This is a genomic window from Bordetella genomosp. 6 (genome assembly GCF_002119705.1).
Classification (GTDB): domain Bacteria; phylum Pseudomonadota; class Gammaproteobacteria; order Burkholderiales; family Burkholderiaceae_B; genus Bordetella; species Bordetella bronchiseptica_F.
Genome location: NZ_CP021107.1, coordinates 1,200,494 through 1,226,503, shown reverse-complemented (window position 1 = coordinate 1,226,503; position 26,010 = coordinate 1,200,494). Strand labels below are relative to the sequence as shown.

The 26,010-nt window shown below is 66.3% G+C and carries 26 protein-coding genes; 5 read left to right on the top strand and 21 right to left on the bottom strand.

Annotation, left to right across the window (positions count from 1 at the left end; genetic code table 11):
• Positions 1-108 precede the first annotated feature (108 nt).
• From CAL11_RS05850 to CAL11_RS05775, 16 genes are all read right to left on the bottom strand, one after another.
• Positions 109-438 carry a DUF2818 family protein gene (locus tag CAL11_RS05850; protein ID WP_033462622.1) on the bottom strand — a complete coding sequence of 110 codons (330 nt, stop codon included), beginning with the start codon at positions 436-438 and terminating at the stop codon, positions 109-111.
• A 16-nt stretch (positions 439-454) separates the two neighbouring features.
• Positions 455-1,939 (bottom strand): NADH-quinone oxidoreductase subunit NuoN, encoded by a 1,485-nt coding sequence (gene nuoN, locus CAL11_RS05845; RefSeq protein WP_033462623.1) that lies wholly within the window; start codon positions 1,937-1,939, stop codon positions 455-457.
• 10 nt (positions 1,940-1,949) lie between these two features.
• The gene (locus CAL11_RS05840; protein ID WP_003813918.1) at positions 1,950-3,452 is read right to left on the bottom strand and encodes an NADH-quinone oxidoreductase subunit M; all 1,503 of its coding nucleotides are present in this window, start codon (positions 3,450-3,452) and stop codon (positions 1,950-1,952) included.
• Entirely contained in the window at positions 3,449-5,461 is a 2,013-nt protein-coding gene (gene nuoL, locus CAL11_RS05835; protein WP_086092396.1) for an NADH-quinone oxidoreductase subunit L, read from the bottom strand. Before nuoL ends, CAL11_RS05840 begins: the two co-directional genes overlap by 4 nt.
• Before the next feature lie 17 nt (positions 5,462-5,478).
• The gene (nuoK, locus tag CAL11_RS05830) at positions 5,479-5,787 is read right to left on the bottom strand and encodes an NADH-quinone oxidoreductase subunit NuoK (protein WP_006217969.1); all 309 of its coding nucleotides are present in this window, start codon (positions 5,785-5,787) and stop codon (positions 5,479-5,481) included.
• Positions 5,784-6,431, bottom strand: a complete 648-nt coding sequence (locus tag CAL11_RS05825; protein WP_033462628.1) for an NADH-quinone oxidoreductase subunit J — start codon at positions 6,429-6,431, stop codon at positions 5,784-5,786. Before CAL11_RS05825 ends, nuoK begins: the two co-directional genes overlap by 4 nt.
• A 17-nt stretch (positions 6,432-6,448) precedes the next feature.
• Complete coding sequence (gene nuoI / locus CAL11_RS05820; protein ID WP_003813924.1) at positions 6,449-6,937, bottom strand: NADH-quinone oxidoreductase subunit NuoI; 489 nt, start codon at positions 6,935-6,937, stop codon at positions 6,449-6,451.
• A 21-nt stretch (positions 6,938-6,958) separates the two neighbouring features.
• On the bottom strand, positions 6,959-8,032 hold the full coding sequence (nuoH, locus tag CAL11_RS05815; RefSeq protein ID WP_033462630.1) for an NADH-quinone oxidoreductase subunit NuoH: 1,074 nt from the start codon (positions 8,030-8,032) through the stop codon (positions 6,959-6,961).
• Positions 8,032-10,359 carry an NADH-quinone oxidoreductase subunit NuoG gene (gene nuoG / locus CAL11_RS05810; protein ID WP_086092395.1) on the bottom strand — a complete coding sequence of 776 codons (2,328 nt, stop codon included), beginning with the start codon at positions 10,357-10,359 and terminating at the stop codon, positions 8,032-8,034. Before nuoG ends, nuoH begins: the two co-directional genes overlap by 1 nt.
• A gap of 15 nt (positions 10,360-10,374) precedes the next feature.
• Positions 10,375-11,742 (bottom strand): NADH-quinone oxidoreductase subunit NuoF, encoded by a 1,368-nt coding sequence (gene nuoF, locus CAL11_RS05805; protein ID WP_086092394.1) that lies wholly within the window; start codon positions 11,740-11,742, stop codon positions 10,375-10,377.
• Entirely contained in the window at positions 11,739-12,233 is a 495-nt protein-coding gene (gene nuoE, locus CAL11_RS05800; RefSeq protein WP_003813932.1) for an NADH-quinone oxidoreductase subunit NuoE, read from the bottom strand. The genes nuoF and nuoE overlap by 4 nt, the downstream gene beginning before the upstream one ends.
• 45 nt (positions 12,234-12,278) lie before the next feature.
• Positions 12,279-13,535 (bottom strand): NADH-quinone oxidoreductase subunit D, encoded by a 1,257-nt coding sequence (locus CAL11_RS05795; protein ID WP_086092393.1) that lies wholly within the window; start codon positions 13,533-13,535, stop codon positions 12,279-12,281.
• 2 nt (positions 13,536-13,537) lie between these two features.
• Positions 13,538-14,161: an NADH-quinone oxidoreductase subunit C gene (locus CAL11_RS05790; protein ID WP_176462782.1), complete on the bottom strand. Its 624-nt coding sequence runs from the start codon at positions 14,159-14,161 to the stop codon at positions 13,538-13,540.
• A 74-nt stretch (positions 14,162-14,235) separates the two neighbouring features.
• On the bottom strand, positions 14,236-14,712 hold the full coding sequence (locus CAL11_RS05785) for a NuoB/complex I 20 kDa subunit family protein (RefSeq protein WP_003813941.1): 477 nt from the start codon (positions 14,710-14,712) through the stop codon (positions 14,236-14,238).
• Positions 14,713-14,748: 36 nt separating this feature from the next.
• Positions 14,749-15,108, bottom strand: coding sequence for an NADH-quinone oxidoreductase subunit A (locus tag CAL11_RS05780; protein WP_086092392.1), 360 nt, complete (start codon positions 15,106-15,108; stop codon positions 14,749-14,751).
• Between the two features lie 188 nt (positions 15,109-15,296).
• Complete coding sequence (locus CAL11_RS05775; protein ID WP_086092391.1) at positions 15,297-16,463, bottom strand: porin; 1,167 nt, start codon at positions 16,461-16,463, stop codon at positions 15,297-15,299.
• A 454-nt stretch (positions 16,464-16,917) separates the two neighbouring features.
• Between CAL11_RS05775 and CAL11_RS05770 the strand changes: the two genes are divergently transcribed.
• From CAL11_RS05770 to CAL11_RS05760, 3 genes are read left to right on the top strand one after another with little or no spacing between them, the layout of a single operon-like run.
• Positions 16,918-17,529, top strand: a complete 612-nt coding sequence (locus tag CAL11_RS05770) for a TetR/AcrR family transcriptional regulator (RefSeq protein ID WP_033462637.1) — start codon at positions 16,918-16,920, stop codon at positions 17,527-17,529.
• Position 17,530: 1 nt separating this feature from the next.
• A complete protein-coding gene (locus CAL11_RS05765) occupies positions 17,531-17,965 on the top strand; it encodes a PaaI family thioesterase (RefSeq protein ID WP_033462638.1) in 435 nt (144 codons plus the stop codon).
• Entirely contained in the window at positions 17,962-18,396 is a 435-nt protein-coding gene (locus CAL11_RS05760) for an NAD(P)-binding domain-containing protein (RefSeq protein WP_086092390.1), read from the top strand. Before CAL11_RS05765 ends, CAL11_RS05760 begins: the two co-directional genes overlap by 4 nt.
• Here CAL11_RS05760 and CAL11_RS05755 read toward each other — a convergent pair.
• From CAL11_RS05755 to CAL11_RS05735, 5 genes are read right to left on the bottom strand one after another with little or no spacing between them, the layout of a single operon-like run.
• Positions 18,380-19,180 (bottom strand): phosphatase PAP2 family protein, encoded by an 801-nt coding sequence (locus CAL11_RS05755; protein WP_080699739.1) that lies wholly within the window; start codon positions 19,178-19,180, stop codon positions 18,380-18,382. The two genes, CAL11_RS05760 and CAL11_RS05755, sit on opposite strands and share 17 nt — an antisense overlap.
• 16 nt (positions 19,181-19,196) lie before the next feature.
• Entirely contained in the window at positions 19,197-20,012 is an 816-nt protein-coding gene (locus CAL11_RS05750) for a metallophosphoesterase family protein (protein WP_086092389.1), read from the bottom strand.
• A complete protein-coding gene (locus tag CAL11_RS05745) occupies positions 20,009-20,968 on the bottom strand; it encodes a diacylglycerol/lipid kinase family protein (protein ID WP_086092388.1) in 960 nt (319 codons plus the stop codon). The genes CAL11_RS05750 and CAL11_RS05745 overlap by 4 nt, the downstream gene beginning before the upstream one ends.
• Positions 20,969-21,011: 43 nt before the next feature.
• Entirely contained in the window at positions 21,012-21,908 is an 897-nt protein-coding gene (locus CAL11_RS05740; RefSeq protein WP_086092387.1) for a LysR family transcriptional regulator, read from the bottom strand.
• Positions 21,909-21,935: 27 nt separating this feature from the next.
• Positions 21,936-23,894, bottom strand: a complete 1,959-nt coding sequence (locus CAL11_RS05735) for a BCCT family transporter (RefSeq protein WP_033462645.1) — start codon at positions 23,892-23,894, stop codon at positions 21,936-21,938.
• A 216-nt stretch (positions 23,895-24,110) separates the two neighbouring features.
• Here CAL11_RS05735 and CAL11_RS05730 point away from each other — a divergent pair, with 216 nt between their 5' ends.
• Positions 24,111-24,779, top strand: a complete 669-nt coding sequence (locus tag CAL11_RS05730) for a winged helix-turn-helix transcriptional regulator (RefSeq protein ID WP_033462646.1) — start codon at positions 24,111-24,113, stop codon at positions 24,777-24,779.
• Positions 24,780-24,899: 120 nt separating this feature from the next.
• Positions 24,900-26,006: an efflux RND transporter periplasmic adaptor subunit gene (locus CAL11_RS05725; RefSeq protein WP_086092386.1), complete on the top strand. Its 1,107-nt coding sequence runs from the start codon at positions 24,900-24,902 to the stop codon at positions 26,004-26,006.
• The last annotated feature ends 4 nt before the right edge of the window (positions 26,007-26,010 follow it).

Below are 26,010 nucleotides of genomic sequence, written 5' to 3'. Positions count from 1 at the left end.
GCCATCTGTGGTAATTCACGAAGACAGACGTCCCTCGGAAAACGGGCTGGCGAAGGCGAAAAAAAAACCGCCTCCTGGAGGCGGTATCGCTGCGGCGGCCCGGCGGGCTCAAACCCGTGCCGGGCGGCGCTTCTTGTAGAGATAGCGGTAAACGAAGCCAGGGTAGCCCAGGACCAGGAACAGGCTGAGCGTAATGGCGTAGAACTCCCAGGCCTGCGCGAAGCGGTTGCCCAGTTGCGCCTCGAACGCAAAGCCGAGCAGGCCCACCACCGCGTACCAGACCAGGACCTCGCACAGCCTGAGCCAGAAAGGCTTGGGCGCATGGACGCCGCCCCGCTTGTACGGCAGCAGCGCGAACACGCGCTCGCTGAGAAACGGCAGATTGGCGCTGACCAGGGCCAGCGCAATCAGCAACCATACGGCGGCGGTCTGGTTCACGCCCCTGCCCCGGCCATCAACCCAGCGACGCCTGGATCACCTGCACGCACAGCGCCATCAGGCCGCCCGGCAGGATGCCCAGCACCAGGATCAGCGCGCCGTTGAGCGACAGGAGGCTGCGCTGGCCGGTCGTGACCGCCAAGGCGGCGGGCTGGTCGGCCGGATCGTCGAAGTACACGACCTTGACCACGCGCAGGTAGTAGAACGCCCCGATCAGCGAGAACATCACCGCGATCACCGCCAGCGCCACGTGGCCGGCCTCGACCAGCGCCTGCAGCACCGCCAGCTTGGCGTAGAAGCCCACCAGCGGCGGGATGCCGGCCAGCGAGAACATCAGCAGCAAGACGATGGCGGCGTGCCACGGATTGCGCCGGTTCAGGCCCTTGAGGTCGTCGATCTGCTCGCACTCGAAACCCTGGCGCGCCAGCAGCAGGATGATGCCGAAAGTGCCCAGCGTGGTCAGCACGTAGGTAAGCATGTAGAACAGGGCCGCGCCATAGGCGGAAGCGGCCGCGTCGGGCTTGCCGTCGACCACCCCGGCCATCAGGCCCAGCAGCACGAAGCCGGTGTGCGAGATGGTCGAATAGGCCAGCATGCGCTTGAAGTTGGTCTGGACGATGGCGGTCAGGTTGCCGATCGCCAGCGACAGCACGGCCAGGATCATCAGCATCGGCTGCCAGTCGGCCGCCAGCCCGTGCAGGCCGTCGACCAGCAGGCGCAGCGTGATGGCGAAGGCCGCCAGCTTGGGCGCGGCGCCCAGGATCAGCGTCACCGCCGTGGGCGAGCCCTGGTAGACGTCGGGCAGCCACATATGGAACGGCACGGCGCCCAGCTTGAAGGCCAGCCCGGAAACCAGGAACACCACGCCGAACACCAGCGGCAGCTGCTTGGCCTGGCCGGAGGCGATGACCTCGGCGATCTTCGCCAGGTCGAGATGGCCGGTGGCGCCATACACCATCGACATGCCGTACAGCAGGAAGCCCGACGCCAGCGCGCCCAGCACGAAGTACTTCATGGCGGCTTCGGTGGCGACCTTGTCCTCGCGGCGCAGCGCGATCAGCGCGTACAGCGCCAGCGACATCAGTTCCAGGCCGAGGTAGATGCTGATCAGGTTGCCGGCCGAGATCATGACCATCTGGCCAAGCAAGGCGAACAGCGTCAGCACGTAGAGCTCGCCGCCGCGCTGCATCATGTCGCGCTGCTGCGCATAGATGCGGCCGTATACCAGGGTCGCGGCGACCGCGATGTACGAGGCGACCTTGAGCAGGTGCGCCAGGCTGTCGGTCACGTACAGGCCGTTGAAGGTCTGGCCCTGGACGCCGTCGCGCCATTGCAGCAGGGACACCACGGTCAGCGCCGCCAGCGTGGCCAGCGTCAGGACGAACGTGGTCTTGCGTTCAGGATGGGAGCTGACCGCGTCGATGAGCAGGATGGCCAGCCCGAGAACCAGCAGCAGGATCTCCGGGGTCGCCAGGGCAAAATCGAGATGGGATTGCATCATTGTCCAGGTCTTACAGTTTCGAGACAGCCACGTGTTGCAGCAGGGCCTCGACCGAAACGTGCATCACGTCGGTAAAGGGCTTGGGGTAGATCCCCATGAACAACACGGCGATCGCCATGACGCCGAGAATCAGGAATTCGCGGCCGCTGAGGTCGGTCATTTCGCGCACGCGGTCGTTGCCGATGTCGCCGAAGGCAACGCGCTTGAGCATCCACAGCGAATACGACGCGCCCAGGATCAGCGCGGTAGCGGTCAGCAGGCCGATCCAGAAGTTGTATTCGACCGCGCCCATGATGACCAGGAACTCGCCCACGAAGCCGCTGGTGGCCGGCAGGCCGCTGTTGGCCATCGAAAACAGCACGAAGAACGTAACGAAGCGCGGCATGACGTTGACCACGCCGCCGTAGTCGGCGATGCGGCGCGAGTGCATGCGGTCGTACAGCACGCCGATGCACAGGAACATGGCGCCCGACACGAAGCCGTGCGAGATCATCTGCACGATGGCCCCTTCGAGGCCGGCCGTGTTGAAGATGAAAAAGCCCAGCGTCACGAAACCCATGTGGGCCACGGACGAATAGGCCACCAGCTTCTTCATGTCGTCCTGGACGATGGCGACCAGGCCGATGTAGATGACCGCGATCAGCGACAGCGCGATCATCAGGCCGGCCAGGCCGTGCGAGGCGTCGGGCGCGATCGGCAGCGAAAAGCGCAGGAAACCATAGGCGCCCAGCTTGAGCATGATGGCGGCCAGCACGACCGAGCCGCCCGTCGGCGCCTCGACGTGCGCGTCCGGCAGCCAGGTGTGCACCGGCCACATCGGCACCTTGACCGCGAAGGCGGCCAGCAGCGCGACGAAGATCAGCACCTGCGGCGTATAGCCCAGCTTGGTCTGGTGCCAGGTCTGGATGTCGAACGAACCGCCCGACACGTTCCACAGGTAGACGAAGGCCACCAGCGTCAGCAGCGAGCCCAGCAGCGTGTACAGGAAGAACTTGAACGCCGCGTACACGCGGTTGGGTCCGCCCCACACGCCGATGATGATGTACATCGGGATCAGGGTGGCTTCGAAGAACACGTAGAACAGCATGCCGTCGAGCGCGGCGAACACGCCCACCATCAGGCCCGACAGGATCAGGAAGGCGGCCATGTACTGCGCCACTCGGCTGGTGATCACCTGCCAGCCGGCCCCCACCACGATGATGGTGATGAAAGCCGTCAGCAGCACGAACCACAGCGAGATGCCGTCGATGCCGAGATGGTAGTTGACGTTGAAGGCCTCGATCCAGGACGCCTTCTCGACGAACTGCATCTGCGCCGTACCGGCGTCAAAGCCCGTATAGAGGGGAATCGTGACCAGGAAGCCCGCCAGCGCGCCGATCAGCGACAAGCCCCGCGTCAGGCCGGGACGGTCGTCGCGGCCCAGCGCCAGCACCAGCAGACCGAATACGATCGGAACAAAGATCGCAAGCGTAAGCCAGGGGAAGTTGTTGGATGCCATGTCGCTTGCCATCATTGGGGAATCAGCACAAAGAAAGTTACCAGCGCCATGATGCCGATGATCATCGCGAACGCGTAGTGATAGATGAAGCCGGACTGCAGGTGGCGGCTGATCGCGGCCACCCAGCCCACCACGCGGGCGCTGCCATTGACGAGCACGCCGTCGATGATGCCGCGGTCGCCGGTCTGCCACAGGCCGTAGCCCAGGCACCGCGCGCCGCGGGCGATGATCTGCTCGTTGACCCAGTCGACGTAGTACTTGTTCTCGAGCAGTTTGTACACGCCCGAGAAGGTGGACTGGATCGCGGCCGGCACCCTCGGGTTGACCAGATAGCAGTACCAGGCGATGACGGCGCCGGCAACCACCAGCCAGAACGGCACGGTCTGCACGGAATGCAGGCCGAAGGCCACCCAGCCGTGCCACTCGTGGCCCAGCTCGGCCATGGCCGGGTGCTGCGGCAGCACCTTGATCACGCCATCGAAGAACTTGCCGAACAGCATGGGCTCGACCACCCAGGCACCGACCAGCACCGACGGGATGGCCAGCAGCACCAGCGGCAGGGTCACCACCCACGGCGACTCGTGCGGCGTGCCGCCGTGATGGCCATGGTCGTCATGGTGCGCGTCGCCGTGATGGCCGTGGCCATGGGCGTCGAAACGCTCCTTGCCGTGGAACACCAGGAAATACACGCGGAACGAGTACAGCGAGGTCACGAACACGCCGATCAGCGTCGAGTAGTAGGCGAAGTTGGCGCCCCACACGTTGGCCGCGCCGGCGGCCTCGATGATGTGTTCCTTCGAGTAGAAGCCGGAGAAGAACGGCGTGCCGACCAGCGCCAGCGTGCCCAGCAGGAACGTGATCCAGGTGATGGGCATGTACTTGCGCAGGCCGCCCATGTTGCGGATGTCCTGGTCATGGTGCATGCCGATGATGACCGAGCCCGCGCCCAGGAACAGCAGGGCCTTGAAGAAGGCGTGGGTCATCAGGTGGAAGATCGCCACCGAGTAGGCCGAGGCGCCCAGCGCGACGGTCATGTAGCCCAGCTGCGACAGCGTCGAATACGCCACGACGCGCTTGATGTCGTTCTGGATGATGCCCAGGATGCCCAGGAACAGCGCGCCGATGGCGCCGATCACGATGACGAACGACAGCGCCGTGTCCGACAGCTCGAACAGCGGCGAAAAGCGCGCCACCATGAAGATGCCCGCCGTCACCATGGTGGCGGCGTGGATCAGGGCGGAAATCGGCGTCGGGCCTTCCATCGAGTCCGGCAGCCAGGCATGCAGCGGCACCTGGGCCGACTTGCCCATCGCGCCGATGAACAGGCAGATGCAGGCGACCGTCAGCAGCATCCAGTCGGTGCCCGGCAGGGTTTCGCCGGCCAGCTTGTCGGCCTGGGCGAACACGTCGGCGTAATGCATGGTGCCGGCGTAGGCGAACAGCAGGCCGATGCCCAGCACGAAGCCGAAGTCGCCGACCCGGTTGATCAGGAACGCCTTCATGTTGGCGAAGATCGCGGTCGGGCGGGTGTACCAGAAGCCGATCAGCAGATAGGACACCAGGCCCACGGCTTCCCAGCCGAAGAACAGCTGCACCATGTTGTTCGACATCACCAGCATCAGCATGGAGAACGTGAACAGCGAGATGTAGGCGAAGAAGCGCTGGTAGCCCGGATCGTCGGCCATGTAGCCGATGGTGTAGATGTGCACCATCAGCGAGACCGAGGTCACCACGACCATCATCATGGCCGACAGCGGGTCGATCAGGAAACCGATTTCCAGCTTGGTCTGGCCGATCAGGCTCCAGGTGTAGACCGTGCCGTCGTAGGTATGGCCGTTGAGTACGTCGCCCAGCACCACGAACGAGCCGATGGTGGAGATGAGCACGCCCAGGATGGTGATGACGTGCGAGCCGCGGCGGCCGATGGGGCGGCCCAGGAACCCGGTGCCGAACAGGCCGGCGAGAATCGCGCCGGCCAGCGGAGCCAGCGCGATGAGCAAGTAGAGATTGGGTGAGCTAGACATTTTCTTCCAATACCCCGTCAGCCCTTGAGGCGATCGAGTTCGTCAACATTGATCGTGTTCAGGTTGCGGAACAGCAGTACCAGGATCGCCAGGCCGATGGCGGCCTCGGCGGCCGCGACGGTCAGGATGAAGAACACGAACACCTGGCCGGCGGTGTCGCCGAACCAGCTCGAGAACGCCACGAAGTTCATGTTGACGGCCAGGAGCACCAGCTCGATGGACATCAGCAGAATGATCAGGTTGCGGCGGTTGAGGAAGATGCCGAAGATGCCGATGGCGAAGAGAATCGCCCCCAGGATCAGGTAGTGGGCCAGCGTCAGCGTCATTGTTGTTCTCCTTGGGCGTCCGCGGACGGCGAGGCCACGCGAGCCTGGGCACGGTCGCTCTGCGCGGTCATCTTCACCATGCGGAAGCGGTCTTTGGCGCGCACACGCACGGCGGCGACCGGGTCGTTGTACTTGACGTCGCGGCGGCGGCGCAGGGTCAGCGCGATGGCGGCGACCATGCCCACCAGCAGCAGCGCAGCGCCCACTTCGATGGCGTAGACGTACTGGGTGTACATGACTTCGCCCAGCGCGCGAGCGTTGTTGTAGTCGCCGGCGACGGGGGCCTGCGGGCCGGCGCCATACCAGGTGGTGCCCAGCACGAAGGCCATTTCCAGCACCAGCACCACGCCGATGACCAGGCCCAGCGGCAGGTAGGTCTTGAGCCCGTCGCGCAGGCTGTCGATGCGGATATCAAGCATCATCACGACGAACAGGAACAGCACCATCACGGCGCCGACGTAGACCAGCACCAGCAACAGGGCCAGGAACTCCGCGCCCAGCAGCATCCAGATCATGGCGGCGTTGGCGAAGGCCAGGATCAGGTGCAGGACGGCGGTGACGGGGCTGCGCGCCGTGATCACGCGGAAAGCGGCGACCACCAGGACGAAAGCCAGTATGTAGAACAGGACGGTAGTGAATGTCATGGATCAGACCCTGGCGATCAACGGTAAGGCGCGTCTTCGGCCCGGCGGCGGGCGATTTCGGCTTCATAGCGGTCGCCGACGGCGAGCAACATGTCCTTGGTGAAGTAAAGGTCGCCGCGCTTCTCGCCGTGGTACTCGTGGATGTGGGTTTCCACGATCGAGTCCACCGGGCAGCTCTCTTCACAGAAACCGCAGAAAATGCACTTGGTGAGATCGATGTCGTAGCGCGTGGTGCGGCGGGTGCCGTCGTCGCGCTGCTCCGATTCGATGGTGATGGCCAGCGCCGGGCAGACGGCTTCGCACAGTTTGCACGCGATGCAGCGCTCTTCCCCGTTGGGGTAGCGGCGCAGCGCATGCAACCCGCGAAAGCGCGCCGAGGTCGGCGTCTTTTCCATCGGGTAGCGCAGGGTGACCTTGCGCTTGAAAAAATACTTGCCCGTCAGGCGCAAGCCCTTGAACAACTCGGTGAGCAGCAGGCTACCGAAAAAATCCTTGATCGCTTCCATTTCCAGCCTCAGCCTGACGCATCAGCGCCAAATGTTCCAGGGCGTCTGCATCCAGATCGCCAAGACGACCAGCCACACGCCGGTCAGCGGGATGAAGATCTTCCAACCCAAGCGCATGATCTGGTCGTAGCGGTAGCGCGGGAACGACGCGCGGAACCACACGAACATCGACACCACGCAGAAGGTCTTGATGCCCAGCCAGATCCAGCCCGGAATCCAGTTCAGCGGCGCGATGTCGATCGGCGACATCCAGCCGCCCAGGAACATGATCGCGGCCATGCACGACAGCAGGATCATGTTGGCGTATTCACCCAGGAAGAACAGCGCGAAGGCCATGCCCGAGTACTCGACCATGTGGCCGGCCACGATTTCGGACTCGCCCTCGACCACGTCGAACGGGTGGCGGTTGGTTTCGGCCACGGCCGAAATCACGTAGATGATGAACAGCGGCAACAGCGGCAGCCAGTTCCACGACAGGAACGTCAGGCCGCGCTCGGCGAACCAGCCGCGGCCCTGCCCCAGCACGATTTCGCTCATGTTCAGGCTGCCCGACACCAGCAGCACGCTCACCAGCACGAAGCCGATGGCCAGCTCGTACGACACCATCTGCGCCGAGGCGCGCAGCGCGCCCAGGAAGGCGTACTTGGAGTTCGAGGCCCAGCCGGCCACGATCACGCCATATACGCCGATCGAGGTGATGGCCATGATGTACAGCAGCCCGGCGTTGACGTTGGCCAGCACCACCTCGGGACCGAACGGCACGACCGCCCAGGCGGCCAGCGCCGGCATCAGCGTCACCACGGGCGCCACCACGAACAGCACCTTGTTGGCGGCGCTGGGCACCACCACTTCCTTGGTCAGCAGCTTGAACACGTCGGCGAACGGCTGCAGCAGGCCCTTGAAGCCGACCCGCGTCGGCCCCAGGCGCACGTGCATCGCGCCGATCATCTTGCGCTCCCAATATGTCAGGTACGCCACGCAAAGAATGATCGGCACGGCAATCACGACGATCTTGACGAGCGTCCAGACCACCATCCACGCCGCGGGGCCCAGCAGTGCCTGACCGTGGCTTTCGAGAACATTAAGCCATTCCATCAGACACGCTCCACGCTGATTTGACCGAAGGCACCGCCGAGGGCGGCGGTTTGCTCAAAGGCGGCGGCCACGCGCACGGCGCGGTCGGCCACGGCCTCGTCCAGGGCGGCTTCGAGCTCGATCGCTCCCGCCGCACCGATTACGCGCACCTTGTCGCCCGCATTCACGCCCAGGCTGGCCAGGGTGCGGCCATTCATGCGCGCCTGGGGCGCGCGCGAGGCCGGGGCGGCCTGCAGCGGTTCGGAGCGGCGCACGATGGCGTCGGTGCGGTAGATCGGCACATCGGCCACGCGCTCCAGCGCTTCGAGCGGCTGGCCCAGGCCCAGCGGCGCGCCGATGGCGTTGGACAGGCGCGCTTCCACGCCGCCCGCCAGCACCGCGTCGCGCACGGTTTCGGAGGTTTCCTCGTCAAAGCCCGCCAGGTGCAGCACGTTGCCCAACACGCGCAACACTTTCCAGGCCGGACGCGTCTGACCGAACGGCGCGACCGTGCCCTTGAAGCTCTGCGGCTGGCCTTGCGCGTTGATGAAGGTGCCCGAGGTCTCGGTGAACGGCGCGACCGGCAGCATGACGTCGGCCCAGTCCTCGGCCGCCGAACGGTACGGGGTCAGCGCGACGGCGAACTGCGCGCCACGCAGCGCGGCCAGCGCCTGCGGCGCGTTGTCGGCGTCCAGCGAGGGCTCGGCGTGCAGCACGATGTAGGCCTTGAGCGGGTCGGCCAGCATGGCGGCGGCGTTCTTGCCGCCCTTGCCCGGCACGGCGCCAGCCAGGTAGCCGCCCACGGTATTGCCGCCGGCGGTCAGAAAGCCCAGTTTCGCGCCAGCCAGTTGCGCCACGGCCTGCGCATTGGCCGCCAGCGTGGCGGCCTGCGGCGCGTTGACGGCCATGTTGCCCAGCAGCACCGCGGCATTGCTGCCCGAGGCCAGGCTGGCGGCGATCTGCTTGGCGCCCTCCGCCGGGGTCACGGCGGCGAACTCGGCCGGCACGGCCTGGCCCTTGGCATGCGCCAGCGCCACGGCCACTTCGGCCAGGGCGCGCGCCAGCGCGGACGGCGCAACCGTCAGGCGGCCGGCGACCGGCATCAGGGGATCGTCGGCCGCGGCGTCGAGCAGCAGTACCTGCGTGCCGCGCTTGGCGGCCTGGCGCAGGCGTTGCGCCATCAGGGGATGGTCCTTGCGCAGGAACGAGCCGACCACCAGGACGCGGTCGAGATTGTCCAGTTCGGCCACCGGCATGCCCAGCCACGGCGCGCCGTCGAGAGCCGCGTCGAAGCCGGCGTCGGTCTGGCGCAGGCGGAAGTCGATATTCTCGGAACCCAGGGCGCGCACCAGGCGGCCCAGCAGGGAGAACTCTTCGGTGGTGGCGTACTCGGAAGCCAGCGCGCCGATCTGGCCAGCGCCGAAACTTTCGCGCACGCGCGACAGGCCCTGGGCCACCGCCTGCAGGGCGTCGGCCCAAGAGGCTTCCTGCCACTTGCCGTCGGCGCCCTTGATCATGGGCGCAGCCAGGCGGTCGTCGCTATTGAGGCCTTCGTAGGAGAAGCGGTCGCGGTCGCTGATCCAGCACTCGTTGAGCGCTTCGTTCTCGAACGGCACCACGCGCAGCGCGCGGTCGCCCTTGACCTGGACGACCAGGTTGGCGCCCATGCTGTCATGCGGGCTGACGCTGCGACGGCGGGCCAGTTCCCAGGTGCGGGCCGAGTAGCGGAACGGCTTGGACGTCAGCGCGCCCACCGGACACAGGTCGATCATGTTGCCCGACAGCTCGGACTCGATCGAGCGGCCGACGAACGACGTGATCTCGGCATGTTCGCCGCGGTTGAGCATGCCCAGCTCCATCACGCCGGCGATTTCCTGGCCGAAACGCACGCAGCGGGTGCAGTGGATGCAGCGCGTCATTTCCTCGGCCGACACCAGCGGGCCGAGATCCTTGTGGAAGACGACGCGCTTTTCTTCCTTGTAGCGCGACGACGAGCCGCCATAGCCGACCGCGAGGTCCTGCAGCTGGCACTCGCCGCCCTGGTCACAGATGGGGCAGTCGAGCGGGTGATTGATGAGCAGAAACTCCATCACCGATTTCTGCGCGGCCTTGGCCTTCTCGGAGCAGGTGTGCACCACCATGCCGTTGGTCACGGGCGTTGCGCAGGCGGGCAGCGCCTTGGGCGCCTTCTCCACTTCCACCAGGCACATGCGGCAGTTCGCCGCGATGGACAGCTTCTTGTGGTAGCAGAAATGCGGCACGTACAGCCCGAGCTTCTGGGCCGCATGCATCACCATGCTGCCTTCGGGCACTTCGACTTGATTGCCGTCGACGGTTAGTTCAACCATTGCTGTTCCTGAGACCTACAGATATTGCGGGACCACACAAGACTTGTGCTCGATGTGGTGCGCGAATTCGTCGCGAAAATGCTTGATGAAGCTGCGCACGGGCATGGCGGCGGCATCACCCAGGGCGCAGATGGTGCGGCCCATGATGTTGCCGGCCACGCTGTCGAGCATGTCCAGGTCCTCGGGGCGGCCCTGGCCGTTCTCGATGCGGTGCACCATGCGGTAGAGCCAGCCGGTGCCTTCGCGGCACGGCGTGCACTGGCCGCAGCTTTCCTCGAAATAGAAATACGACAGCCGCAGCAGCGACTTGACCATGCAGCGCGTCTCGTCCATGACGATCACCGCGCCCGAACCCAGCATCGAGCCGGCCTTGGCGATGGCGTCATAGTCCATCGTGCAGTCCATCATGATGTCGGCGGGCAGCACCGGCGCGCTCGAGCCGCCGGGGATCACCGCCTTCAGCTTGCGGCCGCCGCGCATGCCGCCGGCCAGTTCCAGCAACTTCGAGAACGGCGTGCCCATCGGGATCTCGTAGTTGCCGGGACGCTCGACGTCGCCGGAAATCGAGAACAGCTTGGTGCCGCCGTTGTTGGGCTTGCCCACCTCGAGGTAGGCCTGCCCGCCGTTGCGGATGATCCAGGGGACCGCCGCGAAGGTTTCGGTGTTGTTGATCGTGGTCGGCTTGCCGTACAGGCCGAAGCTGGCCGGAAACGGCGGCTTGAAACGCGGCTGGCCTTTCTTGCCTTCCAGCGATTCGAGCAGCGCGGTTTCCTCGCCGCAGATGTACGCACCGTAGCCGTGGAACGCGTGCAGCTGGAAGCTGAAATCCGAACCCAGCAGCTTGTCGCCCAAAAAGCCCGCCGCGCGCGCCTCTTCGAGCGCCTCCTCGAAGCGTTCATACACCTCGAAGATCTCGCCGTGGATATAGTTGTAGCCCACGCTGATGCCCATCGCGTAGGCGGCGATCGCCATGCCTTCGATCACGATATGGGGATTGAAGCGCAGGATGTCGCGATCCTTGAACGTGCCGGGCTCGCCCTCGTCCGAGTTGCACACCAGGTACTTCTGGCCCGGAAACGCGCGCGGCATGAAGCTCCACTTCAGGCCGGTCGGAAAGCCCGCTCCGCCGCGGCCGCGCAGGCCCGAGGCCTTGACTTCCGCGATCACGTCTTCCGGCGTCATGCCGGTGGTGAGGATCTTGCGCAGCGCCTCGTAGCCGCCGCGCTTGACGTATTCCTGCAGGCGCCAGTTCTCGCCATCGACGTCGGCCATGATCTGCGGCGCGATGTGCCGGCCATGCAGGCACATCGAGTTCGACAGATCGTTCAGCGGGTTGGGGTCCAGCCCCTGCGCCAGGCGCTTGTACAGGTCGGGCGCGTTCATGCCGACTCTCCTTGCGACTTCAGGCCATCGACCAGCGCGTCCAGTTTCTCTTCCGTCATGCGCACGCACATATGCTTGTTGTTGACGATGAGCACGGGGGAATCGCCGCAGGCGCCCATGCATTCGCCTTCGATAAGCGTGAACCGGCCGTCGGCCGTGGTTTCACGGAAATCGACGCCCAGCTTGCGCTTGAGATAGTCGGCGGCCTTTTCGCCATCGCGCAAGGCACAGGGCAGGTTGGTGCACACGGCAATCTTGTGCGTGCCAACCGGCTTGACGTCGAACATGTTGTAGAACGTGGCGACTTCCTGCACCGCGATGGGCGGCACGCCGATGTAGTTGGCCACGTCTTCGAGAATTTCGGCCGGCAACCAGCCCTTCTCTTCTTGCGCAATGGCAAGCGAGGCCATGATGGCCGACTGCCTTTGGTCGGCCGGGAACTTGGCCAGCTCACGGTCGATTTTTTTGTAGGCCTGTTCGGAAAGCAGCATAGTTTGAATCCGGGTTATGCGGGCGCTCTGGACTGATATGAAGGATCAGCGGTCGATCTCGCCAAAAACGATGTCCTGCGTGCCGATGATGGTGACGGCGTCGGCAATCATGTGGCCGCGCGCCATTTCGTCCAGCGACTGCAAGTGGGCAAAACCGGGCGCCCGGATCTTCAGGCGGTAGGGTTTGTTGGCGCCATCGGCCACCAGGTAGATCCCGAACTCGCCCTTCGGGTGCTCGACCGCGGCATAGGCTTCGCCGGGAGGCACGTGGAAGCCTTCGGAGAACAACTTGAAGTGGTGGATCAGCTCTTCCATGTTCGACTTCATGGCGGTGCGGCTGGGCGGCGCGATCTTGTGGTTCTCGATCATGACCGGGCCCGGGTTGTTGCGCAGCCATTCGACGCACTGGCGGATGATGCGGTTGCTTTCGCGCATCTCGGCCACGCGCACCAGATAGCGGTCGTAGCAATCGCCATTGACGCCGACCGGCACGTCGAAGTCCATCAGGTCGTAGACTTCGTAGGGTTGCGTCTTGCGCAGGTCCCAGGCCACGCCCGAGCCCCGCAGCATCGGGCCGGTAAAGCCCAGCGCCTTGGCGCGATCCGGGTCTACCACGCCGATACCCACCAGGCGCTGCTTCCAGATGCGGTTGTCGGTGAGCAGCGTTTCGTACTCGTCGACGCAGCCGGGGAAGCGGTTGGTGAAGTCCTCGATGAAATCCAGCAGCGAGCCCGAGCGCGCGTCGTTCATCGCGCGCACTTCCTTCTCGCCGCGGTATTTGCTCGAATCGCCATACTGCGGCATGGCGTCCGGCAGGTCGCGGTAGACGCCGCCGGGGCGGTAGTACGCCGCGTGCATGCGGGCCCCCGAGACCGCTTCATAGCAGTCCATCAGGTCCTCGCGCTCGCGGAAGGCGTACAGGAACACCGCCATCGCGCCCACGTCCAGGGCGTGCGAGCCCAGCGACATCAGGTGGTTCAGGATGCGGGTGATCTCGTCGAACATCACGCGGATGTACTGCGCGCGCAGCGGCGCCTCGATGCCCAGCAGCTTCTCGATGGCCATGACGTAGGCGTGCTCGTTGCACATCATGGACACGTAGTCCAGGCGGTCCATGTAGGGCAGCGCCTGGATGAAGGTCTTGTGCTCGGCCAGCTTCTCGGTGGCGCGATGCAGCAGGCCGATATGCGGGTCGGCGCGCTGGATGACTTCGCCGTCGAGCTCGAGGACCAGGCGCAGCACGCCGTGCGCGGCCGGGTGCTGCGGGCCGAAGTTGAGCGTGTAGTTCTTGATTTCTGCCATGATTAACGCCCCATGCCGTAGGAATCTTCACGAACGACGCGCGGCGTGATCTCGCGCGGGTCGATCGTGACCGGCTGGTAAATGACCCGCTTCTGTTCGGGGTCGTAACGCATTTCGACCGTGCCGGAAAGCGGGAAATCCTTGCGGAACGGGTGGCCGATGAAGCCGTAGTCGGTAAGGATGCGGCGCAGGTCCGGGTGGCCTTCGAAGACGATGCCGAACAGGTCGAAGGCTTCGCGCTCGAACCAGTTCACGCCGGGCCAGCATTCCAGCAGCGACGACACCATCGGGAACTCGTCGTCCGGGGCCCAGGTGCGCACGCGCAGGCGCCAATTGTGCTCGATCGACAGCAGGTGCACCACGACGGCATAGCGGCCGCGCGCGACCGCGCCGGTCTTTTCCTCGGGCTGCGTGCCATTGCCCCAGGTCAGGTAGTCCACGCCGCAAAGGTCGATACAGGACTCGAAGCGCAGCGCGGGGTCGGTGCGCAGCTTGGTGCACGCCGAAAACCACTGCTCGGCGGCGACTTCCAGCGTCAATTCGCCAAGCGACTCGGTGAGCGCGAGGTCCTGGCCAAAAGCGGCCTGCAAGTTGTTTTTCAGGGTTTCGAGCCTGGTCATCATCATGTACGCATAGGTAAACCGGGACACTGCTTCACTGGGCGGCGGCGCGATCGAACCGCGCCGCCCGCGCCGGTGGTTCAGCGCGCAATCGTATTGGTCAGGCGGATCTTGTTCTGCATCTGCAGCAGGCCATAGACCAGCGCCTCGGCCGTGGGCGGACACCCCGGCACATAAACGTCGACGGGCACGATGCGATCGCAACCACGCACCACCGAGTACGAGTAGTGGTAGTAGCCGCCACCGTTGGCACAGGAACCCATGGACACCACCCAGCGCGGCTCGGGCATCTGGTCATAGACCTTGCGCAGCGCCGGCCCCATCTTGTTGCACAGCGTGCCGGCCACGATCATCAGATCGGACTGGCGCGGGCTGGGACGGAAAATGATGCCGAACTGGTCCAGGTCGTAGCGGGCGGCGCCCGCGTGCATCATTTCGACCGCGCAACAGGCCAGGCCGAAGGTCATGGGCCACATCGAACCGGTCTTGGCCCAGTTGAGGAACTTGTCGGCGCTGGTGGTGATGAAGCCTTGCTTGAGAATGCCGTCTATAGCCATATTCGTCTCTGATAGCGTGCTGATCGAGGCCGGGATTTATTCCCAGTCCAGCGCGCCCTTTTTCCATTCGTAGATAAACCCGACGGTCAGCACGGCCAGAAAGACCATGACTGCCCAGAAACCGACGAGGCCCACCGTACCCTGGGCAATAGCCCACGGGAACAGGAACGCGATTTCCAGGTCGAACAGGATGAAGAGAATGGCTACCAGGTAGTAGCGCACATCGAACTTCATCCGCGCGTCTTCGAAGGCTTCGAAGCCGCATTCATAGGGCGACAGTTTTTCGGCGTAAGGACGCCGCGGCCCAAGCAACGAGCCCGCTGTAAGCAGGGCAAACCCGATCAGGGTTGCCACCAGGATAAACAGCAGGACGGGGAAATACGGGTGCAGGTTCATTCAGGCGTCCGTCAAATGCGCAAACCTTTGGATTGTAGCATTTACGGAATTACTTCCGGCTGAACCCAAGCGCTCGGAAACATGATTCAAAAGCGAAAAAAGCCGCCCCGAAGGGCGGCTTTTCACGCGCGGGCACGAGGCCCGCGCGTCAGCTTGGAATCGAAGCGGAACTTGCGTTCCGCAGCCGATTAGAAGCGGTGACGGATACCGACGCCGACAGCGGTCGACTTGGCATCTTCCAGGAACGCGAAGTTCTTGGCGTACGAACCGTAGGCGTACAGGTTGGTGCGCTTGGACAGGTCGTAGGTGTAGCCCAGCGAGAAGACGTTCATCTTCTCGTCGCCGCCGGTCAGCTTGTCGTTGCTGGGGTCAACCATCTGCCACGAACCGAACACGTTGCTGGCGCCGCCGATGGGGGCCGACAGGCCGACCATGTACGAGTTGGCCTTGAAGCCGTCAGCGAAGGTGTTCACGCCGAAGCCGCCGAACTTGTCGCCCGAGGGCAGCGTGACAGCGACCGGGTAGCCTTGGCCACCGAACCAGCCGTCGGTCGTGCGAGCGTAGGCCAGAGCCAGCTTCACGACTTCGAAGTCATACGAACCGCCGATGCCGTAGCTGCGCGGGGTGGCGTCGACTTCGTCTTGGGCCTGGTTGTTCGAAGCGTTCAGCTGGTCGTACGACAGAGCGACGTTCAGCGGGCCGTTCACGTAGCGCAGACCGGTCGTGATGGCACGAACGTTGTCGGCGGTGGCGAAGCCAACGCGGTTGACGGCGTCAGCGTCCTTGTCGTTCGCGCTGAACGAGTAGCCGATACCGAACTGGAAGCCGCTGTACGACGGGGTCTGGTACATGACCATGTTGTCGTAGCGAACGGTGTTCATCGCGCTCATGCCCATGCCGATGTTGGCTTGACCGAAGCCAGCGCCGAACGGATCGATCGAGCCGAAGTACTTCGAGGCGATGTTGGTTTGGCGACCGAAGTCCAGACGGCCCCAGCTTTCGCTTTGCAGACCGATGGTGGCTTGGCGACCGAACAGGCGACCGTCCTGGGCCGAGTTACCGTTGCCCGAGTTGAAGCCCGATTCCAGTTGGAACACAGCTTGCAGGCCGTCACCCAGATCTTCCGTACCACGCAGACCCCAGCGCGAACCGTTCTGCACGCCGTTGATCATGCCGAAGCGGCTGTGGTTGTACTTGAAGTCGCTGCCGTCGGCGTTAGCGCCTTTCACCTTGAAATCGACATCGTTGTAGCCGATACCCGTGTCGATGATACCGTACAGGGTGACCGACGTTTCTGCCTGAGCGGCACCGGCGAAACCGGCGAGCAGGGCGGCAGCGAGCAGAGTCTTTTTCATTTAAGAAATCTCCGTTGATTTGAGTGACAAGAGCAGCAATGCAGCACATACCGGCCTGCCGCCCCCCTAACTCCGCGAAGGGAAGTTGACGCTATTGCATCAAAAATCGGCAGGACTGGCTATGGTCAGGCTCAGAAAAACGCCGGTTTCCCGCCCCATTGTTGGTAAGTTGCAACATCCTGTCCCCTTAATCTGGAATGGCGCGCGGGCTAACCCTAGGCCGGCGCATCGCAATGCAACAAGCCCCAGCCCGCCCGCTTTGCGCGGATCTTCTACCACCCCTGGTGGCCGATTCGTCCGACCTTACCAAGTATGCCCACGCCCGTCCGCGGCCCTGCCGCGCCTGCCGCTGGCGCACATGGATATAACGTTGTTATTTTCAAAGAACGTTGCTATAACTTGCCTGGGCGGCCTGTAGCGCCGCCGCCACACCGTCGCGCAGACAAGGAAACCCATGACCCTGCCCCGCCCGCCCGGCCGCGCCGACCAGCTTGCCTCGCTGCGGCGGCAATTGATCCTGGAAGCCGCCGAGCGCGTGTTCGCCCGCGACGGCCTGGAAAACACCACGATCCGCGCCATCGCCAAGGAAGCCGACTGCACGACCGGCGCGATCTACCCGTGGTTCGACGGCAAGGAGGCCATCTACGGCGCCGTGCTGGAGGCGTCGCTGCAGCGCCTGCGGCAAAGCCTGGCCGATGCGTTGCGGGACACGGTCGACGCCCAGGCGGCGCGCAGCGTGATCGCCGCCTTCTTCAATTACTACACGACGCGCGAAACCGAGTTCTCGCTGGGCCTGTACCTGTTCCGTGGCCTGGGGCCGCGCGGCCTGGGGCGCGAAATGGACGACAGGCTGAACGCGCGCCTGCGCACCTGCGTGGAACTGCTGGGCACGGGCCTGGCGCGCACGCGCCGCTGGCCGGCCGACCGCATCGCCCTGGAAGAAATGAACACCTTCACCTATCTGATGGGCCTGCTGCTGCTGTTTCACACGCGCCGGCTCAAGTCGCTGGACCAGCAGGCCGACGCGCTGCTGGACAGTTTCATCACCGCCCTGGAGCAGCGCTGACATGAATCTCCCCGCCGCCGAGCCCCGCGCGCGCATCACGCTGGCCGAGTTCCATCGGCTGCTGGCCGACCAGCATCCCTTCGCCCAGGTACTGGGCATCGACGTGGTCGATATCGGCCATGGCACGGCGCGGGCCGTGCTGCCGGCGCGCGATTCGCATCAGCGCCTGGGCGGCATCGTGGCCGGCCCCATGCTCATGGGCCTGGCCGACCTGACGATGTACGCGGCCGTGGTCGGCGCCACCGGACAGGCCGGCGCCGTGACCGCCAACCTGACGATCCATTTCCTGCGCAAGACGTCCGGCGCCGCGGTGATCGCCGATGCGCGGGTCCTGAAGACGGGCCGGCTGGCCATGGCCGAGGCCATCCTGCGCTGCGACGGCGCGGACGAGCCGGTCGCGCATGTCGTCAGCGCCTGGGCCGTGCCGGCGCCATGACGCGCGAGATCACCATCATCGGGCTGGGAGCCACCGGCAGCCAGGCTGCCCATGCGCTGCTGCACGCCGCCCCGGATGTCTCGTTGACGCTATATGACCGCCAGCCGCTGCGCTGCGAACCGTTTCGCGGCCAGGCCACGCTGGCCGCCAGCGCCGCCGAGGCATTGCGCGAGTCGGGCGTGATCGTGCTGGCGCTGACCGATGAACGGGAAATCGACCGCACCCTGGAGCGGTTCAGCGACGGCAAGGTGGGCGTGGACCTGCAGGGCAAGCGGGTGCTGGACCTGTGCCCGAGCCCGCCGGACTGGGTGCGGGCGCTGGGCGCCGCGGTCTCGGCGGCGGGCGCGGACTACCGCCACGCCGACCCGCGCGAGGTGGCCGGCGAGCGCGCCGGGCCGCATGCGCTGCTGCGGCTCATGCTCGCGCGTTGACGCGCAGCGCCCATTCGGTGACGGCCACGCACAGGGCCAGCCAGGCCGCGGTAATGGCGAACCCCGCCACCACGTCGCTCAGGAAATGCACCTGCAGCAGCACGCGGCTGACGCCGATGGCCACGATCAGGGCCGCCACGCCGGCCAGCGCGGACGAGCGCCAGCGCGCCGGCAAGGCGCGCAGCATCAGATAGCAGGCAATGCCGTAGACGGCCATGGAGGCGGAGGCATGCCCGCTCGGAAAGCTCCAGCCGTCGGCCAGCGTGTAGCCGTGGAGATGGTCCGGGCGCACTCGCTGGAAGGCATGCTTGAGCACCCAGTTCAGCGCGCCCGCGCCTCCCGTCGCGGCCACGCAGGCGCCGGCCAGCACCCATCGGCGCCGCCACAGCAGCGCCAGCGTCATGCCCACCGCGACCGCGGTGAGCAAGGTTCGATCGCCCAGGTGCGTGAACCAGGACAACACCCACAGCAACGCGGCCGGCATGGACAGCCCCAGCGCGCGCGCCAGCGCCTGATCGAATGCAACCATGCCTCCCTGGTGCTCGACCGAGGCGGCCAGCACGCCGAACACCCCCACCGCCACCAGCGCCAGCACCGCGAAGACCATGGTGCGGCGGCGGCCGGCGGGCAGGCCGGCCACCAGTTGCCACAGCAGCAACGCGCCGGCCGCGGCCAGTGCCGGGGCGGCGACGAAGATGATGATGGGGTGGGCAGCAATCCAGGCTGCGTAGGATTCCATGGGCTCAATAGACGAAACGACGGCCAAAAGGTTCACGGGCGGCATCGCGCCGCGACGGGCCTCATGCTCGCCCGCGGTGCAGGGCCAGCACCTGCTGCCCGAAAAGGGCGAACGCGCCGCTGTCCGCCTGGAAATCCCAGCGCTGCACCGTGCAAACCGGACAGTCGGCTGGCGCCGCGTAATCGATCAGGTTGACCGAATTGGGCACCCTGCCCCGCACGCGCCGCGAAACCGCCGTCCCGGCCTGCACCGTCCAGGCACGCCGGCCGGTTTCGCCGGCCTGGCCGTGCAGCGGCGCCACGTATGGCAAATGTATATGCCCGCCCAGTATCAGGTCGACCCCTGCGTCGACCCAGGCGGGCACCGCAAACTCGCGCCCGATGAGCAGATTGCGCTGGTCGCTCTCGACCATGGCGCGCACCGGGTGATGCAGGGCCACCACCCGCAGCTGGCCCGGACGCGCGTCGCGCAGGCGCTGCGCCACCCGCTGCACCTGCGCACGCGACACCTCGCCGTTCTTGCGGCGCGCCGCGCGCGTGCTGTTGACGCCAATGGCCAGCAGACGGTCGTCCTCGTAGACGGGCTCGAGCACCGCGCCCAGGGCGCGCCGGTAATTGCCATAGGGATCGAACAGGCGCGCGGCCAGGTTGAACAGCGGGATATCGTGGTTGCCCGGCACGGCCAGCACCGGCCGCTGCAGGGCCTCGACGAAGCGCCGCGCCGCGGCGAACTGGCCGCGCCGCGCCCGCTGCGTGATGTCGCCGCCCAATACCACCAGGTCGGGGCGCAGCGTATCAGCCAGCGCGTGCAAGGCGCGCACCACCGGCTCGCGCTCGGTGCCGAAGTGGGTATCCGAAATATGCAGCAAGCGCATCATGCCGCCTCCAGCCGCTGCCCGGGCGCCGGCACCAGCAGGTGCAGCGGCTCGGGCGAGACCTGGAATTGCAGCGGCGTCGGCAGCCAGGAGATTTCGCCGTCCATGGCCACCTTGACGCGCCGCCGCCCGCGCACGCGCACGGTCAGGCGCTCAAAGCCGAAGCTGATGACCTGGTCGGCCTCGCCCAGGCGGCTGAACAGGCCGCTGAGCAGCAGGCCGTAGAGCGCCAGGGTGCCCACCGGACGCACCGACATCGCCACCAGTTGCCCGTGCCGCAGCGCCTGCGCCTCGGCAATGCCCAGGCGCTCGAGCTGCAACGCGTTGTTGCCCACCACCAGCGTGGGCGTGCGCAGCGTGCGCGCCTGGCCGCCATGCTCCAGCTGCAGGGTCAATTGCGGCGGCGCCCGCAGCAGGGTCGCCAGGCCCGACCATAGCGCCACCATGCGGCTGCGCCCGTAGCGCTGCTTGTACGCTTCGCGGTCTTCCAGCAATTGCGGGTACAGGCCAAGGCTGGCGTTCACCAGGAACAGCCTGTCGTTGAGCAGGCCGACCTGCACGGGCTCGACGCGGGCGTCGAGCAGGCAGCGGGTCGCGGCTTGCGCATCCTGCGGGATGCCGTGCGCGCGTCCGAAGAAATTGAAGGTGCCTTGCGGCAGGATGCCGAACGGCACGCCCGAACCCAGCACGGCGCGCGCCACGGCATTGAGCGTGCCGTCGCCGCCGGCGGCCACGACGACGCCCCCTTCGGCACGCGCGCGTTCGACAGCCTGGCGGGCCACCCCCGGCAGGGCCGTGGCGTCGCTGACCGGCATCAGCGTGTGCGCGCGCGAGGCGGCTTGCAGCACCTGCACGATGGCGGCCTGCGCGGCGGACGCGTCATCGCGTCCGGAGCCGGTGTTCAAGACAATGAAAAGGGGCTCGCGCCCGCTCAGGCCGCCGCGTAGGGGTTGCGTCATGCGGTCAAAGATAGCGCAGGCGCGGCGTGCCCCGCAAGGCGCATCAGGGCAGCCGGCAGGGCGCGGCGAAATCGACCGACAGCAGGACCTGGTCGCGCATGGCGGCCACCAGCGGCCGCGTATCGTCGCGTCGCCAATGAAAAGCATAGGGCAACGGCACCGGCTCGGGATCGCTGGAGAGGATGCGCAGCGCGCCGTCGCGCGCCAGCGCCTGCGCCCAGTGGCGGGGCAGCAGGCCGATGCCCATGCCTTCGAGCAGCATGCCCGCGATCGCCCCCCAGTTGTTGCAGGCCAGCCGCGGGCCGGCCGGCGCGCCGCTGGCCAGCCAGGGATCGAGCAGGCGCGTGGTGCCCGCCCCGTCGGGCAGCGAAACCAGCGCGGCGCCGGCCAGCAGTTGCGGCGTCAGGCTTTGCGCCGCCCCGGCCACCGATGGCGCGGCCACCCATGCGAAATGCGCCTGCCCCACCGGCGCGGAGGCGATGGCGCTGTGCGCCGAGGCGCCGGCCACGACCGCGAAATCGAGCTCGCCTTCGGCGACCTTGCGCTTGAGCACCTGACCGACATCCACATAAGGCTCGAGCGCCAGCCCTGGATAGCGGCCACGCACGCGTCCGATCAGCCTGGGCAGCCAGGTCAGCGCGCTGAGTTCGCCCACGCCGAAGCGGCAGCGCACGCCCAGTTCGGGCTCGGCGCGCAGGCTGGCGCGGATGCGATCGGCGCTGGCCAGCAGGTCGCGCGCCTGCGGCAGCAGCCGTTCGCCAGCCGCCGTCAGGACCGCGCGATGGCCGCTGCGGTCGAACAGTTCCAGGCCCAGCGCCGACTCGAGCTCGGCGATCCGCTTGGACAGCGACGACAGCGACAGGTGCAGGCGATCGGCCGCCACCGCGAAACTGGCGCAGGTGGCGGCCCAGTAGAAGGCTTCGAGTTGCTTGAGCGTCATGCGGCGATTGTAGGGGCCGCGCGGGCGTCAATGCACCACGTGCAGATAGTGGCGGTGGCGCTCGTACTGGTCGAGGATGTCGCCGATCACCTCGTCGCGGGTCCAACCCATGATGTCGTAGTCCTGGCCGCCCTCGCGCAAGTGCACTTCGGCGCGGAAGTAGCGGCGCTCCTCCTCGTCGTTGGCCTCCTGGGGCGTGAGGCTGGGGCGCACCTCGGAGCGCGGATAGACGGCATAGGAGAAGTCCAGGTAGACGCCGTGCGACACCTCCAGCCTGACCTCACCCTCCTCGCCGTCGACCACCTGGGCCTCGTAGCCCTCCTTGCGCAAGGCTTCGGCCACGTCGTCCATGGCGGGACGCACCACGTCCGAAATGAAGCGCAGCACATGGGCGCGGCGCGGCATCATCACGATGTTGCGCAGGCGGTGCTCCCAGTTCTGGCCGCGCACCGGCTGGGTGCGCGTGATGGTGCGATGGAGCAGGCTGCGCTTGGTGGCGTCCAGCCTGAGCGCCTTGAACAGCCCCCACAAGGCCAGCAGCAGGATGATGGAAAACGGCAGCGCGCTGGCGATGGTGGCCGTCTGCAGCGCCTGCAGGCCGTCGGCCAGCAGCAGCGCGATGGCGACCACGCCCATCAGCGAGGACCAGAAGATGCGCTGCCAGACCGGCGTGCTCTCGGCGCCGCCCGAGGCCAGCTGGTCCACCACCAGCGCGCCCGAATCGGCCGAGGTCACGAAGAACACGACCACCATCACGATCGCCACGACGGACGTCACGCTCCCCCAGGGCAGGTGCTCCAGGAAGGCGAACAAAGCCAGCGAACTGTCGGCCTTGACGGTCTCGGCCAGGCTGCCCACGCCTTCGACCAGCACGGCGTAGATGGCGGCATCGCCGAACACCGTCATCCAGAACAGGGTGAAACCGGCGGGAACCAGCAATACCCCGCCCACGAACTGGCGAATGGTGCGCCCGCGCGAGATCCGCGCGATGAACAGGCCCACGAAGGGCGACCATGCGATCCACCAGCCCCAGTAGAACAAGGTCCAGCCGCCGATCCAGTCGGTCGGCTCATAGGCATAGAGGTTGAAGGTCTTGTTGACGATGTCCGAGAGGTAGGCGCCGGTGTTCTGCACGAAGGTCTGCAGCAGGAACACCGTGGGGCCCAGCACCAGCACGAACAGCAGCAGCACCACCGCCAGCAGCAGATTGGTCTCGGACAGGATGCGGATGCCCCGGTCCAGCCCGCTGGCCACCGAGATCGTGGCCAGCCCGCAGCTGATGACGATGAGTATGATCTGCGTCGGTATGCCGACCGGCAGGCCGAACAGGTGGTTCAGGCCGCTGTTGATCTGCGCCACTCCCAGGCCCAGCGACGTCGCCACGCCGAACACCGTGCCGATGATGGCGAAGATGTCGACGGCATGGCCGATCGGACCGTAGATGCGCTCGCCGATCAGGGGGTAGAGGGCCGAGCGCAGGGTCAGCGGCAGGCCATGGCGAAAACAGAAAAATGCCAGGACCAGCGCCACGCTGGCGTAGATGGCCCAGGCATGCAGGCCCCAGTGGAAGAAGGTGATCTTCATGGCCTCGCGCGCCGCCAGCGCGGTGCCGCCCTCTCCCACCGGCGGATCGATGAAGTGCATGACCGGCTCGGCCACGCCGAAGAACATCAGGCCGATCCCCATGCCGGTCGAGAACAGCATGGCGAACCAGGTGATATCGCGGTAGTCGGGCTCGCTATGGTCCGGCCCCAGCTTGATATTGCCGTACCGGCTGACCGCCACGAAGATGACCGCCAGCAGGATGATGGCCACGGTCAGGATGTAGAACCAGCTGGCGTTGCCCAGTATCCAGGCCTGGATCAGGTTGAAGAAATCCTGGGCCGTGGCCGGAGCGGCGATCGTGAAGGCGACCAGCAGCAGGATGAACAGCGCCGAGGTCAGGAACACCGGCTTGTTGATGGTCGGCTTGAATTCGGTTTGCATGCGCTCGCCTCCGGTCGATTGTCTTGGGTTGGCCCGGGCATGGCGCCGACAGCCCCGTACCGACCCTATTACTAACACACGGCGCCCAGGCCTGCCTAGGTGTGGCGCCGCCCCGGCGCGGGACTGGTAATATCGGCGCAATACTCCTGATAGCGGAGTCAATGGTCCTATTTTGGAACCGCATACTGGCGGGCAGGCAAGCCCGGCGGCACAGGCATGGCAGGCAAACGAAGCTATGAAGATGGGTGCGCGGGCGCCCATGCGCTGGATCTGGTCGGCGAGCGCTGGGCGCTGCTGGTCGTGCGCGAGCTGTTGCTCGGCCCCAAGCGCTTTACCGACCTGCGCAAGGGCTTGCCGGGCATCAGCCCCAATGTACTCACGCAGCGCCTGACCGAACTGGAGGCTGCCGCGGTGCTGCGCCGCCGCAAGCTGGATCCGCCGGCAGGCGCCTGGGTCTACGAGCTGACGGACTGGGGCCGCGAACTGGAACCGGTCATTCTCCAGCTGGGCAAATGGGGCGCGCGCTCGCCGGCCTTGCCGCGCGAGGCCGGGCTGAGCGCGGACTCGCTGGTGCTGTCGTTTCGCGCCATGTTCGACCCGCGCGCGGCCGCCCGCCTGGCCGCCACCTACGAATTGGTGCTGGACGGCCAGCATTTCTGGGCCCGGGTCGAGAACGGCCGGATCGCCCTGCTGCGCGGCCGGCCGCCGGCGCGGCCCGATGCGACCATCGAAGCCTCCCCCAACGCGCTGGCGGCGCTGGTCTATGACGATGGCGACCTCGATGCCGCCGTTGCGGCCGAGCAACTACGCTACAGCGGCCCGCGCGCGAGCATCGCCCGCTTTCTCGGCTTGTTCACGCTGCCGGAACCCGCCGCGCAACGCTGAACTCCCCAAAAACCGAACCCTAATAACCCCACGGTATCTGTCAGATTAACTTTAATTTCTTGACGGCAACTTCGCTTTGACTAATTATCCAAGAATATTCTTTGATAATTAGGTTGCGTCATGAAAAGCAAGAAAGGGACGCTGGCGGCCGGCATCGCGGCCGCCGTGGCAATAGCGGGAGGGGCATGGCTGTACCTGCGTGACGCGGGCTCGGCGCCGGCCTGGACGACGGCTCCCATCAAGGTCGCGGCCGCCCCCGCGGCGCAGGGGCCGCTGCCGGTGACGCTGGCCGGCATCGGCACGCTGCAGGCCAGCCGCCAGGTGGTCGTTCCCGCCGAAGTGGACGGGCGCATCGCGCGGATCGTCTTCGAGTCGGGCCAGACGGTGCGGGCCGGCCAGGTGCTGGCGCAACTGAACGACGCCCCCGAACAGGGCGACCTGGCGCGCCTGCAGGCGCAGCTGCGCAATGCGCGCAGCGTGCTGGAACGTACGCGCCGCCTGGTGCCGCAGCAGGCGGCCACCGCCGAACAGCTGGACCAGGCCCGCGCCGCCTACGACCAGGCCGCCGGCGAAGCGCGGCGGGTGCAGGCCGTGGTCGAACAGAAACAGATCAGGGCGCCTTTCGACGGCGTGCTCGGGGTGCGCCAGGTCGATCTGGGCCAGTTCGTGCGCGCCGGCGAGCCGATCGTGTCGCTGACCGACGCCCGCACCATGTACGCGGACATCACATTGCCGGAACAGGCGCTGCGCGACATCAGGACCGGCCAGGCCGTCCGCATCGGCGTCGATGCGTATCCGGGCCGGGTGTTCGACGGCGTGGTCAGCACCATAGAACCGCAGGTGTCGGCACAGGCCCGCACCCTGCTGGTGCGCGCCACCCTGCCCAACCCGGACGGCGCGCTGGCGCCCGGCATGTACGTGAATGCCCGCGTGGCGCTGCCCGAACGCCCCGGCGTCATCACCGTGCCGGAAACCGCGGTGAGCTACAGCGCCTATGGCGACTCGGTCTATGTCGTGGACGACAGCGCCCGGCCCGCGACGGTGCGGCAGGTGTTCGTCAAGACCGCCGAACGGGTGGACAGCCGCATCGTGGTGACCGAGGGACTGCAGGCCGGACAGCGGGTCGTGACCTCGGGCCAGTTGCGGCTGCACAACGGCGCGGCGGTCGAGATCGCCGGCCAGGACACGCTGGCCGCCGGCGGCGGCATGGCGCTGGCCGGTCATTGAACGG